This window comes from Microbacterium binotii (assembly GCF_021398715.1).
Taxonomy (GTDB): Bacteria; Actinomycetota; Actinomycetes; order Actinomycetales; family Microbacteriaceae; genus Microbacterium; species Microbacterium binotii_A.
Map to the genome: position 1 here is coordinate 1,144,535 of NZ_CP090347.1, position 13,115 is coordinate 1,157,649.

Genomic DNA, 13,115 nt, shown 5'->3' on the forward strand with positions numbered 1-13,115 from the left:
CCAGGAGGACCGAAATGATCCGCACGAACGCCGTACCCCGCCCCGTCCGCACTGCCGCCGCCGTCGTCGGCGTCGCCGGAGCATTCGCACTGGCCGGTTGCTCCGCGCAGGCCGACACCGCGTCAACCACCACGGAGGCCGCGTCGACGCCGAGCTCGACCGGTTCGACGGCGACGACCGAGAGCTCGACCGGCAGCTCGACCGGGACCACGACGTACACGGACGGTACTTATACGGCGTCCGGTTCCTACCAGACGCCCGAGAGCGTCGAAGAGATCAGCGTCACCGTCACCCTGGCCGACGATGTCATCACCTCGGTCGAGGTGACCGGAGATCCGCAGGCGCGCGAGTCGCAGCAGTACCAGTCTCAGTTCATCGGGGGCATCTCCGACGTCGTCGTGGGCAAGGACATCGATGAGATCTCGGTCAGTCGCGTGGCCGGCTCGTCGCTCACGAGCGGCGGCTTCAACAAGGCCATCGAGGAGATCAAGAGCGAAGCGAAGGCCTGATGCCCGAGCTGTGGGGGTTCGATGCGATCGGCACCCGTTGGGAGATCGAGACCGCCGAGCCCGTCGCCGACCCCACCCGAACCCTCATCCGCTCCGTCATCGCGGGCTTCGACCAGGAGTGGTCGAGGTTCCGCGCGGACTCCCTCGTGAGCCGCCTCGCCGTCGACGGCGGCGAGGCGGCCGCGCCGGCTGACGCGGCGGCCATGCTCGACGCGTACCGCGAGCTCGACGCTGCCACGGCCGGCGCGGTGAATCCGCTGGTGGGGGAGAGCCTCGCCCGTCGCGGATACGACGCCGCCTCCTCGTTCGTCGACCGAGGGGCGACTCCCGCGCCGTCATGGCAGCAGGTGCTCGAATGGGATGCGCAGACGCTGCGCCTCGCGCAGCCCGCGCTGTTGGATGTGGGTGCGCTCGGCAAGGGGCGCCTGGTCGATCTGGTCGCGGCTGTCCTCGCCGATGCCGTCTCGGGCGGCTTCGTCGTCGACGCGAGCGGAGACATGGCCGTGCACGGAGGACCCGTCAGGGTCGGCCTCGAGCATCCCTTCGACCCGTCGCGCGCCATCGGCGTGTTCGAGGTCGAGGATGCAGCCCTGTGCGCGTCCGCGATCAACCGCCGCGCGTGGGGCGAGGGCCTCCACCACGTGCTCGATGCCCGTACCGGTGTCCCGGTGCGCACGATCGCCGCGACCTGGGCGCTGGCATCCGATGCGATGCACGCCGACGCCGCGGCGACCGCGCTCTTCTTCGACGGCGGCCCGGAGCTGGCCGCCGACTGGGGGGTGTCGTGGGTGAGAATGACCACCGACGGCACCGTCGAATGGTCAGCAGACCAGAAAGCCGAGTTGTTCCTGTGATCGCCTCCTTCACCGCCGGCGCGAACCGGGTCACCGCCCTGTTCGGGCGCCTGTCGATGTACCGGCTCGTCCAGCTCGCGCTGGGCGTGCTCGCCGCCATCGCCTTCGTGCTCTCGTTCTTCGGCCTCGTCGTCCCCACGCCGTGGGAGCTGCTGGTCACCGCTGCCGTGCTGGCCGTCGTCGGCGTCCTCGCCGACACCACCGCGCAGCGACTGCTCCGCCTGCCGCTGCGCACCGAGTCGACCCTCATCACCTCCGTGATCCTGCTGTTCGTGCTGCGCCCGACGATCGAGCCGATGGGGCTCGTAGGCATCGCGATCGCGGCGCTGGCCGCATCCGTCTCCAAGTACCTGCTGGCCTGGCGTGGCCGGCACATCTTCAACCCGGCGGCCGTGGGGGCGACGGTCGTCACGATCGTGTCCGCGCTCCTGCCGCTGGATTCGGGCATCGGCGGCTCGGCCTGGTGGGTGGGGACCCCCGTGCTGTTCGGTCCGGTGCTGCTGCTCGGGTTCGTCGTGCTCTGGCGCACCGAGAAGATCCGTGTCGTCGGGCTCTTCTTCGTCGTGGCCGTCGTCGTCAACCTCGTCCGGGTCTTCGTGCAGTACCAGCAGGCGGGACTCGCCATCGATGTGGGAACCGTCATCGGACAGGTGCTGACCGCATCCCCGTTCCTCTTCCTGGGAGCGTTCATGCTCTCGGAGCCGCTGACGCTGCCGCCGCGGCGCTGGCAGCAGTACGCCGTGGCGGCGGTCGTCGGTGTGCTGGCCGGCTGGCCGATCCCTGTCGGGTACATGACGCTGGGGCAGGAGCGGGCGCTGCTCATCGGAAACCTGATCGCGTTCCTGTTCTGCCTGCGCCGGGCCGTGCGTCTGACGCTCGTCGAGCGGCACTCGCCGAGCGCGACCGTGCGGGAACTCGTGTTCCGGGCCGAGCGCGGCCTCGCCTTCCGTGCCGGACAGTACCTCGAGCTCGATGTGCCGCACCGCCGCGCCGACGCGCGGGGGACCCGACGCGAGTTCAGCATCGTCTCGGCACCCGAGGACCTCCCGACCGTGCGCGTCGCGTACCGCGACGGCGTCGGGCCGCAGAGCTCGTACAAGAAGGCGCTCGGCGAGGTCCAGCCCGGCGCGAAGCTCGCCGTCACGGGGATCTGGGGCGACTTCGTCCTGCCGAAGGACACCTCGCGGCCCGTTCTGCTGGTGGCCGCAGGCATCGGCGTGACGCCCTTCGTGTCGCAGCTGCGTCACCTCACGGCGAACGGCATGCGCCGCGACATCGTGCTCGTCTTCGTGGCGTCGGATGCCGGCCAGCTCGTGTTCCGTGACGACATCGCCGCATCCGGGGTTCCGGTCGTCGTGTTCACACCCGACGATCCGGGAGCGCTGCCTGCCAACTGGACGTGGGCCGGTCCCGATCGGATCGATGCGGGGCACCTCGCCCGCGTCGTCCCCGACATCGGCGGGCGCCACGCGTACGTGTCGGGTCCGCCGCGGCTGATCGCCGATCTCGCGCCCGCGCTCGAGAAGGCCCGCGGCATCACGACCGACGCCTTCAGCGGTTACTGACCCTCCGGCCTGATCCGGGCATAGGGCATGCCGGGAGAGCCGCGGAACGGAACGACCCCACCACAACGCAGCGGCGCCGCACCCGGAAGGGGATGCGGCGCCGCTGCGCTGTGGCCCGGGGACGTCAGTGCGTGCGGTGGGCGCGGTAGTAGTCCAGCAGAGAGCGTGTCGACGCATCCTGCGCCGCAGTCGCGTCCGCGTCGCCCTCGATTGCGGGCGCGATCTGCAGGGCGAGCTGCTTGCCGAGCTCGACGCCCCACTGGTCGAACGAGTTGATGCCCCAGATCGCTCCCTGCGTGAACGTGATGTGCTCGTACAGCGCGATGAGCTGGCCGAGCACCGCCGGGGTCAGGGCTGGCGCGAAGATCGACGTCGTCGGACGGTTCCCCGCGAACGTGCGGGCGGCGACCAGCGCACCGGTGGTGCCCTCGGACTCCACCTCCGCGGCCGTCTTGCCGAACGCGAGCGCCTTCGTCTGCGCGAGGAAATTCGCCAGGAACAGCCCGTGCACGTCGCGGTCGCCGTCGCGCAGAGGGTAGGCGGGATTCACGAACGCGATGAAGTCGGCAGGGATGAGGCGCGTGCCCTGGTGGATCAGCTGGTAGAAGGCGTGCTGGCCGTTCGTGCCCGGCTCGCCCCAGAAGATCTCGCCGGTGTCGGTCGTGACGGGGGAGCCGTCCCAACGCACCGACTTGCCGTTGGACTCCATCGTCAGCTGCTGCAGATACGCGGGAAAGCGGCTCAGCTGCTGCGCATAGGGCAGAACGGCGTGCGACTGCGCACCGAGGAAATTGTTGTACCAGACGTTCAGCAGACCCATCAGCACGGGCACGTTGCGCTCGAGCGGCGTGGTGCGCACGTGCTCGTCGACCGCGTGGAAGCCCGCGAGCAGCTCGCGGAACACGTCGGGGCCGAGCGCGATCGCCAGCGAAAGACCGATCGCGGAGTCCACGGAGTAGCGGCCGCCGACCCAGTCCCAGAATCCGAACGCGTTGGTCGGGTCGATGCCGAAAGCGGCCACCTTGTCGAGCGCGGTCGACACCGCGACGAAGTGGTGCGCGACCGCATCCGTCCGGGCGTCGTCGTCGTCGGCGATGGCTCCGGATGCGGTGAGACCCGCCCACAGCCAGTCCCGAGCGAGGCGCGCGTTGGTCAGCGTCTCGAGGGTCGTGAAGGTCTTGGACGCGACGATGAACAGAGTCGTCTCGGGGTCGAGGTCCGCGGTCTTCTGGGCGAGGTCGGTCGGATCGATGTTGGACACGAACCGCGCCTGGATGCCGGCATCCGCGTAGGGCTTGAGGGCCTCGTAGACCATGACGGGTCCGAGGTCGGATCCGCCGATTCCGATGTTGACGACGTGGGTGACCTTCTTGCCCGTGACACCCTGCCACTCGCCCGAACGCACCCGGTCGGCGAACGCGGAGACGAGCTCGAGCACCGACTGCACGTCCTCGTCGACCTGCTGGCCGTCCACGACGAGCGCGGGCTCGGCGCCTGCGGGACGGCGCAGGGCCGTGTGCAGCACGGCGCGGTCCTCGCTCGTGTTGATGTGCACGCCCGCCAGCATCTCGCCGAAGCGCTCCTCGACGCCGGTCTGGCGGGCGAGCTCCACGAGCCGGGCGAGGATCTCGTCGGTGACGAGGTTCTTCGACAGGTCGACGTGCAGGTCGGCCAGCGGCAGGCTCAGGCGTGCGGCGCGGTCGGCGTCCGCGGCGAACCAGCCCCGCAGATCGGGGGAGAACCCGTCACGGAGAGCGGTGAGATCCGTCCAGGCGGAGGTGGTGGTGGGATCGATCGGAGTGGTCACCCCACCACGCTAGCGGCTCGGATCAGCCTCGGCTTCGACCGATCCCGGATCAATGGGCTTGGCGGGCACGCGGACGGAGAACGTCGTGTCGCCCGGCTGCGAGACCACGGTGATCGAGCCCGCATGCGCCTCCACGATCGCCCGGGCGATGGAGAGGCCCAGCCCGGTTCCACCGGTCTTCCGTGCGCGGGAGAGGTCGCCGCGAGCGAAGCGCTCGAACAGCTCGTCTCGCACCGCCGGATCGATGCCCGGTCCGTCGTCGTGCACGCGAAGCACCGCTTCGGAGCCCTCCCGGGTGACGGAGAGCGTGACGGTGGTGCCCGCGGGGGTGTGCGTTCGTGCGTTCGCGAGCAGGTTCGCGAGCACCTGCGTGAGTCGGCCCGTGTCGCCCGCCGCCACGACGGGCTCCTCGTCGAGGTCGAGCTGCCAGTTGTGGTCGGGGCCGGCCGCCTGCGCGTCACCCAGGGCCTCCACGGCGAGCCGGGAGAGATCCACCGCGCCGTAGACGAGCTCCTGCCCCTCCTCGAGCCGTGCGAGCAGGAGGAGGTCTTCGACGAGCGTGGTCATCCGCAGCGACTGGGCTTGGATGCGCTCCAGCGCGGACGCCGTGTCGGTCGTGAGGGATCTGTCACGCAGCGAGAGCTCGGAGTACCCGCGGATGGATGCGAGTGGTGTGCGCAGCTCGTGGCTGGCATCGGCGACGAAGCGACGCATGCGCTCCTCGTTCCGCTGGCGGGCCTCCAGCGAGCTGTCGACATGGTCGAGGAGCGTGTTGAGAGCGGAGCCCACGCGGCCGATCTCGGTGCGGTCGTCCGCCTCGGATGCCGCGACGCGCTCCGTGATGGAGACGGACCCCTCCGCGAGAGGCAGGGCGGCCACGCGTTGCGCCGTCGCTGCGACCTCCCGCAGGGGCCGCAGACTCCGGCGGATGACCATCGCGAGCACGACGCCCAGCAGCAGGAGACCGCCCACCGTGACCAGTGCCACCGTCGTGAGGATCTGGCCCATGACCGCCGTCACCTCAGACGTGGGCAGACCGACGATCGCCGCGCCCGTGGTGTAGACGCGGTACTCACCGAGGCCGTCGATGGAGATAGTGTCCAGACCGGTGTGCTTCACCGAGTTGATCAACTGGTACACCTGATCGGTGGTCAGCGTGGAGACGGACTCGTCGACGACGTAGGCACCCGTGGGATCCCCGCTCGGCCCGTGGTAGACCAGCAGGGCCCCCGACTCCTGGCGACCTCGATCGAGGATGTCCTGCGCCGTGTCGTTCGGGAAGACGCGAAGCTGGCCGAGCGCCTGCACCTGCGTGTTCAACGTGTCCTGCATGATCGAGCTCAGGATCGTTCCTGTGGCCAGTCCGACCGCGCCCAGGATCACCGCCACCATCCCGATCACGGCGACCATGAGCCGTGCCTGCAGCGTCAGCTGTCGTGGCGCGCGGCGAGGATGCAGTTTCGTCACTGCGGGGCTTTGATCATGTAGCCCACGCCGCGAACCGTGTGGATGAGAGGATCCCGGCCGGCATCGATCTTCTTGCGCAGGTAGGAGATGTAGAGCTCGACGACGCTCGATCGACCTCCGAAGTCGTAGTTCCACACCCGGTCGAGGATCTGGGCCTTCGACACGACGCGGCGCTGGTTGCGCATCAGATAGCGCAGCAGCTCGAACTCGGTCGCCGTGAGCTCGATCTCCGTGCCGGCTCGCTCGACCTCGTGACTGTCCTCGTTGAGGCTCAGATCGCCGACGCGCAGGATCGGCTCGGCCTCGCCCGCCTGCGCCGTGCCGGCGCGACGCATGAGTCCACGCAGTCGTGCCACGACCTCCTCCAGGCTGAACGGCTTGGTGACGTAGTCGTCGCCTCCCGCCGTCAGTCCGGCGACACGGTCGGCGACCGCATCCTTCGCCGTCAGGAAGAGGACGGGAACGTCGTTGCCCGACTGGCGCAGCCGCTGCAACACGGCCATTCCGTCGAGGTCGGGCATCATCACGTCCAACACCATGGCGTCCGGCGCGAAGTCCCGCGCGGCCTGCAGGGCCTGGAAACCGCTCGCCGCAGCGCGCACGTCCCATCCCTCCATCCGCAGGGCCATGGAGAGGAGGTCGGTGAGCATCTGTTCGTCATCGACGACCAGGACGCGCGGGGCGGTGCCGTCTGCGCGGTGCAGAGAGGGGGAGGGAGCCATCGAAGTCATGCCTCCGATTGTGAGGGTGAATCTATGCCGTTCCTATGGAGCCGGCTATGAGCCCGCTGTGAGAGGCGGTGCTCCTCGGTCTGCTCGAGAGACATCGTCGCATAGCTGAGACATAACGGCCGCATGCGGGTCGCATTTTCCCGATCCCTAACTTCGCAGAGACGGCCCGCACCGGTGGCCGGAAGGAGACCCATGTACGGAACGTACCTGCGCCGGGAGCTGGCCGGCCGCAAGAAACAGACGATCATCGTCGCCGCAGGATTGGCGATCGCGATCGCCCTGGTCATCGTCGTCAACTCCCTCGCCGCGGGCGTGCGGGATGCGCAGGCGCAGGCCCTGGAATCCGTCTACGGCGTCGGCACCGACCTCACGGTCACGGGCGCCCAGGCTGAGCCCGGTCAGGGTGGCGGCCCGCAGTTCGAGTTCGGTCAGGACGGCGGTTCCACGGGCGACGACGGGACCACGTCGCTCAGCCAGTCGCGGTTGATGACGGACATGATGCGCGGCACCCTCGACGCTTCGACCGTGCAGACCATCACCGGAGTCGACGGTGTCGCCGCCGCATCCGGTGCTCTGGCGCTGACGAACACGACGTTCTCGGGCGAGCTGCCCGAGGCGCCGACGCAGACCGACGGCTCGTCGGGTGCCACCCAGGGTGAGCCTCCGTCCGGCGGGGGTGGAGGCGGTGGCGGCGGCTTCGGCGGCGGATCGTTCGATCTCGACTCGTTCTCGGTGCTCGGCATCACGAGCGACGATGCCTCTGTAGGACCCCTGTCGGCGGTGACGGTGTCCGACGGACGCCTTCTCGACGCCGACGACGCGGGGCAGAACGTTGCCGTCCTGGACGCCACCTACGCCACCACGAACGAGCTCTCCGTGGGCGGCACCATCGATGTGGGGGGCACCGAGATGGAGATCGTCGGAATCGTGGCCTCGGCATCGAGTGAGGCCGACACGGCGGCGAACGTGTACATCCCGCTCGATGTCGCCCAGTCGCTCGCCGGTGTCGGCGACGTGGTGTCGACGGTGTACGTGCAGGCCTCATCGGCCGACGCGATCTCGAGCGTGCAGAGCGCGATCCAGACGGAACTGCCCGACGCCACCGTCAGCTCGCAGTCCGACCTGGCCTCCACCGTGTCCGGATCGCTCTCCAGCGCCTCCTCGCTGATCACGAGCCTCGGCACGTGGCTGTCGATCCTCGTGCTCGTCGTCGCGGTCGCGCTCGCCGTCCTCTTCACCATCTCGGGCGTCTCGCGGCGTACACGCGAGTTCGGCACGCTGAAGGCGATCGGCTGGTCCAACGGCCGCGTGATCGGGCAGGTCGCGGGGGAGTCGGTCGTGCAGGGACTCATCGGCGGCGTCGGCGGCCTGGTGATCGGTCTGATCGCGGTGTTCGCGATCAACATCGCCTCGCCGACCATCTCGGCGACCTCGGAGCAGATGCAGGGTCCCGGTGGATCGGGAGGCCCCGGCGGCGGATTCCGCCAGCAGGCGGCGCAGACCGCATCCGACATCGTGCTCAGCGCACCGATCTCGGTGGGCATCATCCTCGCCGCTGTGGGACTGGCCGTTGCCGCCGGGCTCGTCGCCGGAGCCTTCGGCGGATGGCGTGCCGCCCGCCTGAGCCCCGCCGAGGCGCTTCGCGCCGTGGCATGACCCGATTCAAGGACAAGGAATGACTGAGATGACCATCACCGACACCACGGCATCGGGAGCGGCTTCGGCTGCGACCACCGCCTATCGCATCGGCGGCGTGACCAAGACGTACCAGCAGAAGGGGCGGATCGTGAAGGCGCTCACGGGCGTCGACATCGAGATCGCGCAGGGGGAGTTCGTCACCATCCAGGGCCCGACCGGAGGCGGCAAGTCGACCTTCCTGCAGCTGCTGGGCGCGCTGGACCGGCCGACCGAGGGGCATGTGTTCCTCGGCGACACCGACATCGCCCGTGCCACCAACGCTCAGCTCGGGGAGCTCCGTGCGCACGAGATCGGATTCGTGTTCCAGGGCTTCAATCTGATCCCGACGCTCACCGCCGCAGAGAACGTCGACATGGGCCTCGAACCGCTGAAGCTCACGAAGCAGGAGCGGGCGCAGCGGGTGGCGGACGCTCTCCAGCACGTCGGACTCGCCGAGCGGGGCGACCACCGGCCGGGCGAGCTGTCGGGCGGGCAGCAGCAACGCGTGGCGATCGCCAGAGCCATCGCGAAGAAGCCTCGCGTGCTGCTTGCAGACGAGCCCACCGGCAACCTCGACGAGCACATGCGCGACGAGATCCTCGAAGTGCTGCAGGCCCTGAACCGCGAGGGACTCACCCTCATCGTCGTGACCCACGACTCCGCGGTCGCGCGGCGCGCATCGCGGCGCCTCCGCCTGGAGAAGGGAACGGTCCGCGACATCACGCGCTGAGCCCGGCGTCTGCGGCGGGGTCGCCGAGGGCGTGTCGCTGCTTCCCCCACAGCAGCGGCACGTCTTCGGGGGCTCCGCCGCAGACGTGCGTCCGTCGGTCGTTCAGCGGCGACGGATGCGGCGCGTCGCCGCGATCACGAGCGCGCCGACGACGGTGCCGGTCGTGTTCGAGACGAGGTCGCGTACATCGGCGACACGGCCGGCGAGGACCAGACCCTGCGTCGTCTCGATCCCGGCGCTGATGGCCAGCCCGATCGGGATGGCGAGCCACCACCGGCGTCCCAGCCACAGGGCCCCGAGAAGGCCGGCGGGCACGAACAGCACGATGTTCGCGGTGAACTCCAGCAGATCGAACGTGATCCAGCGGGTCCACGGCATGGCCCCGAAGGCCTCGGCCCACGTTCTCAGGATGCCGCCGGTACCGGCCGCGTCATCGGCCACGAGTGTGAGGCGCGCCAGCACCAAGAGATACGCCGCCGTGGCGACCGCCAGGAGCAGCGTGCTCCGGCGGCCGCGCACGGCGGCGTCCGTCATGACGGGGTCAGTGCGTGTCGACGGCCTCGACCTCGGAGCGGTCGCCCGACCACAGCGTGTGGAAGGTGCCCTCCTTGTCGATGCGCTTGTACGTGTGTGCACCGAAGAAGTCGCGCTGCCCCTGGATGAGGGCCGCCGGCAGGCGGTCGGCGCGCAGGCCGTCGTAGTAGGCCAGCGACGACGAGAACGCGGGGGTCGGCACGCCCGTCTCGACGGCGCCGATGACGACGCGGCGCCATGCATCCTGAGCGGTCGCGACGGCGTCGCGGAAGTAGGGCGCGAGCACGAGCGCCTGCAGCGACGGGTTCTCGGCGTACGCCTCGGTGATGCGGTTGAGGAACTGGGCGCGGATGATGCAGCCGCCGCGCCAGATCTTGGCGATGTCGCCCTTCTTGATGTCCCAGCCGTACTGCTCGGCGCCGGCCACGATCGCGTCGAAGCCCTGCGAATAGGCGATGATCTTCGACGCGTACAGCGCCTGGCGGACGTCCTCGATGAACGACTCGGGGTCGGCGACCGTTGCCGTCGAGGAGGGGCCGGGCAGCGACGTCGCCTCGGCGCGCTGCGCGGGCTTCGAGGAGAGCGAGCGGGCGAAGACGGCCTCGGCGATGCCGGAGACGGGGATGCCGAGATCCAGGGCGGTCTGCACGGTCCAGGCGCCCGTTCCCTTGGCGCCGGCCTGGTCGACGATCACGTCGACGAGCGGCTTGCCGGTGGCGGCGTCGACCTGCTTGAGCACCTCGGCGGTGATCTCGATCAGGTACGACTCCAGCTCGCCGCGGTTCCACTCGGCGAAGATCTCGGAGATCTCGGAGGGCGACTTGCCGGTGCCGCGGCGGATGAGGTCGTACGCCTCGCCGATGAGCTGCATGTCGACGTACTCGATGCCGTTGTGGATCATCTTCACGAAGTGACCCGCGCCGTCGTGACCGACGTGCGTGACGCAGGGCTCGCCCTCGGCGACGGCAGCGATGCTCTTGAGGATCGGTCCGAGCGTGACCCAGGACTCGTCCGAGCCGCCCGGCATGATCGAGGGGCCGTTCAGCGCGCCCTCTTCACCGCCCGAGATGCCGGCGCCGACGAAGTTGATGCCCGTCTCCCGAACCGCCTTCTCGCGGCGGATCGTGTCGGTGAACAGGGCGTTGCCGCCGTCGACGATGATGTCGCCCGGCTCGAAGACCTGCACGAGGTCGTTGATGACCGCATCCGTGGGGCCGCCGGCCTTGACCATGATGATCGCGGTGCGCGGCTTCTGCAGCGACGCGGCGAACTCGGCGTACGTCGAAGCCGGGACGAAGCCCGCCTCGGGGTGCTCCGTGACGAGGTGCTCGGTCTTGTCATAGCTGCGGTTGAACACGGCCACCGTGTTGCCCTCGCGCGAGGCGAGGTTGCGGGCCAGGTTCGACCCCATGACGGCGAGTCCGACGACTCCGATGTTGGCTGATGCCTCGGTCACGAAAAATACTCCTCGAACGAAGGGTGGGAACACGCCAATCGTAGTGTTCCCACGCGCCGCGAGGATGCCGTGCGACGTCGGGCGCCGCCGCGGAGTCAGGACTTGCGGTAGTTCTGGCGGCCCATCGACCAGAAGGCGCCGATGACGCCGATGAGGGATCCGAGCGAGAGCAGGCCGATGAAGCCGAGCAGGAGGTCGGAGGCGAGCTGAGCGTCCACGGGGGAGTCCTTTCGATCGGGGCTCGCGCCGGCGGGCGCATCTTTTCCATGCTACCGGGCGGCACTGGTAGAGTTGACGGGAACTTCGGCGAGGGATGCGGCACCCGCATCCGTAATCGACGAGGGTGTGCAGGCCTACGGCTTCCTCACGCGCTCGCGTTCGAGTCGAACCATCCCCGATCTGGGGCCCGTGGGCCCGCAAGGAGAATCATCATGTCGGAAGACAACAAGGTCACCGCTGAGGTGCGCACGCAGTTCGGCAAGGGCTTCGCCCGTCGCCTCCGCGCCGCCGGTCAGATCCCCGCCGTCCTGTACGGCCACGGCACCGAGCCCGTGCACCTCGCCCTGCCGGGTCACCAGGTCGCCCTGCTGATCCGCCGCGCGAACGCGCTGCTCGAGCTCACCGCCGACGGCAAGGACCACCTGGCCCTCGTCAAGGACGTCCAGAAGGACCCGGTGCGCCAGATCATCGAGCACATCGACCTGCTGGTCGTGAAGAAGGGCGAGAAGGTCGCGGTCGACGTCCCCGTCGTCGTCGTGGGCGAGCCCTTCGCCGGCACCATCGCGAACCTGGACGCGACGACCGTGTCGCTCGAGGTGCTGGCCACCAACATCCCGCAGAACATCGAGGTCGACGTCGAGGGCCTCGAGGACGGCACGCACATCACGGCCGCCGACCTGAAGCTCCCCCAGGGTGCGACGCTGGTGACCGAGCCGGAGACGCTGGTCGTCGCCGTTTCGGTGCCCGCCGCGACCCTCGCCGCGGAGGACGAGATCGCCGAGGCCGACGCCGAGGTCGCTGCTGAGCAGTCCGAGGAGGCCGCGGAGTAATCCGCCCCACTCGCACAGGAGAAATCCCGACGACAGGATCGATTCGCGAGAATCGTCCTGCGTTCGGGATTTCTCCTGTTTTACGTCCGTCTCAACGTCGCACTCGCGCCGCCTCCGGAAGGGATGACATGGCCGACACCTGGCTGATCGTGGGACTCGGGAACCCGGGACCCCGCTACGAGGCGACGCGCCACAACGTGGGCCAGATGGTGATCGACGAGCTCGCCGACCGCCGCAACGAGGGTTTCAAGGTGCACAAGGCGGGTGCGCGCATCGCGGAGGGGTGGCTGCGTCCCGGCGGACCGAAGCTCGTGCTCGCCAAGCCCAACACGTTCATGAACGTGTCCGGCGGGCCGGTCGCGAACCTCGCGAAGTTCTTCGACATCCCCGCCGACCGCGTCGTGGTCGTGCACGACGAGCTCGACATCCCCTTCGACACCCTCAAGCTCAAGACCGGCGGCGGACACGGCGGGCACAACGGCGTCCGCGACGTCGCAAAGGCGCTCGGCACGCCGGAGTTCCCCCGGGTGCGGGTCGGCATCGGCCGCCCTCCCGGCCGCCAGGACCCCGCCGACTGGGTGCTCGACGCCTTCGGTCAGACCGAGCGCAAGACCCTCCCGATCCTCATCTCGGATGCGGCGGATGCGGTCGAGCTCCTCGTCGACGAGGGCCTGGTCGCCGCCCAGCAGCGCTGGCACGCCCCCCGCGCCTGACCCAGCGCCCCCCGAAGCGGGTG

13 protein-coding genes are annotated in these 13,115 nt (G+C 69.4%); 7 read left to right on the top strand and 6 right to left on the bottom strand.

The features are described 5' to 3' along the window. Positions 1-14: 14 nt before the first annotated feature. From LXM64_RS05745 to LXM64_RS05755, 3 genes are read left to right on the top strand one after another with little or no spacing between them, the layout of a single operon-like run. Entirely contained in the window at positions 15-509 is a 495-nt protein-coding gene (locus LXM64_RS05745) for an FMN-binding protein (protein ID WP_234074996.1), read from the top strand. Further along, positions 509-1,363: an FAD:protein FMN transferase gene (locus LXM64_RS05750; protein ID WP_234074997.1), complete on the top strand. Its 855-nt coding sequence runs from the start codon at positions 509-511 to the stop codon at positions 1,361-1,363. The genes LXM64_RS05745 and LXM64_RS05750 overlap by 1 nt, the downstream gene beginning before the upstream one ends. Next, positions 1,360-2,928 carry an FAD-dependent oxidoreductase gene (locus LXM64_RS05755; RefSeq protein WP_234074998.1) on the top strand — a complete coding sequence of 523 codons (1,569 nt, stop codon included), beginning with the start codon at positions 1,360-1,362 and terminating at the stop codon, positions 2,926-2,928. Before LXM64_RS05750 ends, LXM64_RS05755 begins: the two co-directional genes overlap by 4 nt. A 124-nt stretch (positions 2,929-3,052) precedes the next feature. Here the strand turns inward: LXM64_RS05755 and pgi are convergent, their stop codons facing one another. The 3 genes from pgi to LXM64_RS05770 are packed head-to-tail and all read right to left on the bottom strand — an operon-like array spanning position 3,053 to position 6,933. Further along, positions 3,053-4,735 (bottom strand): glucose-6-phosphate isomerase, encoded by a 1,683-nt coding sequence (pgi, locus tag LXM64_RS05760; RefSeq protein WP_234074999.1) that lies wholly within the window; start codon positions 4,733-4,735, stop codon positions 3,053-3,055. Between the two features lie 9 nt (positions 4,736-4,744). Beyond that, positions 4,745-6,202 (bottom strand): sensor histidine kinase, encoded by a 1,458-nt coding sequence (locus LXM64_RS05765; RefSeq protein ID WP_326490543.1) that lies wholly within the window; start codon positions 6,200-6,202, stop codon positions 4,745-4,747. Further along, positions 6,199-6,933: a response regulator transcription factor gene (locus LXM64_RS05770; protein WP_137417520.1), complete on the bottom strand. Its 735-nt coding sequence runs from the start codon at positions 6,931-6,933 to the stop codon at positions 6,199-6,201. Before LXM64_RS05770 ends, LXM64_RS05765 begins: the two co-directional genes overlap by 4 nt. A gap of 192 nt (positions 6,934-7,125) precedes the next feature. On the opposite strand from LXM64_RS05770, the gene LXM64_RS05775 reads away from it, so the two are divergent. Next, positions 7,126-8,589, top strand: coding sequence for an ABC transporter permease (locus tag LXM64_RS05775; RefSeq protein ID WP_234075000.1), 1,464 nt, complete (start codon positions 7,126-7,128; stop codon positions 8,587-8,589). 28 nt (positions 8,590-8,617) lie between these two features. Next, positions 8,618-9,340: an ABC transporter ATP-binding protein gene (locus LXM64_RS05780; protein ID WP_234075410.1), complete on the top strand. Its 723-nt coding sequence runs from the start codon at positions 8,618-8,620 to the stop codon at positions 9,338-9,340. 102 nt (positions 9,341-9,442) lie between these two features. Here the strand turns inward: LXM64_RS05780 and LXM64_RS05785 are convergent, their stop codons facing one another. The 3 genes from LXM64_RS05785 to LXM64_RS16045 form a co-directional block, all read right to left on the bottom strand. Continuing rightward, positions 9,443-9,874 (bottom strand): VanZ family protein, encoded by a 432-nt coding sequence (locus LXM64_RS05785; protein WP_234075001.1) that lies wholly within the window; start codon positions 9,872-9,874, stop codon positions 9,443-9,445. A gap of 7 nt (positions 9,875-9,881) precedes the next feature. Beyond that, positions 9,882-11,330 (bottom strand): NADP-dependent phosphogluconate dehydrogenase, encoded by a 1,449-nt coding sequence (gene gndA, locus LXM64_RS05790; protein WP_234075002.1) that lies wholly within the window; start codon positions 11,328-11,330, stop codon positions 9,882-9,884. 95 nt (positions 11,331-11,425) lie between these two features. Then, positions 11,426-11,548, bottom strand: a complete 123-nt coding sequence (locus tag LXM64_RS16045; protein WP_267955137.1) for a hypothetical protein — start codon at positions 11,546-11,548, stop codon at positions 11,426-11,428. A 213-nt stretch (positions 11,549-11,761) separates the two neighbouring features. Between LXM64_RS16045 and LXM64_RS05795 the strand changes: the two genes are divergently transcribed. Both LXM64_RS05795 and pth read left to right on the top strand, forming a co-directional pair. Beyond that, the gene (locus LXM64_RS05795; protein WP_234075003.1) at positions 11,762-12,379 is read left to right on the top strand and encodes a 50S ribosomal protein L25/general stress protein Ctc; all 618 of its coding nucleotides are present in this window, start codon (positions 11,762-11,764) and stop codon (positions 12,377-12,379) included. Between the two features lie 128 nt (positions 12,380-12,507). Next, on the top strand, positions 12,508-13,092 hold the full coding sequence (pth, locus tag LXM64_RS05800; RefSeq protein ID WP_234075004.1) for an aminoacyl-tRNA hydrolase: 585 nt from the start codon (positions 12,508-12,510) through the stop codon (positions 13,090-13,092). Positions 13,093-13,115: the final 23 nt, after the last annotated feature.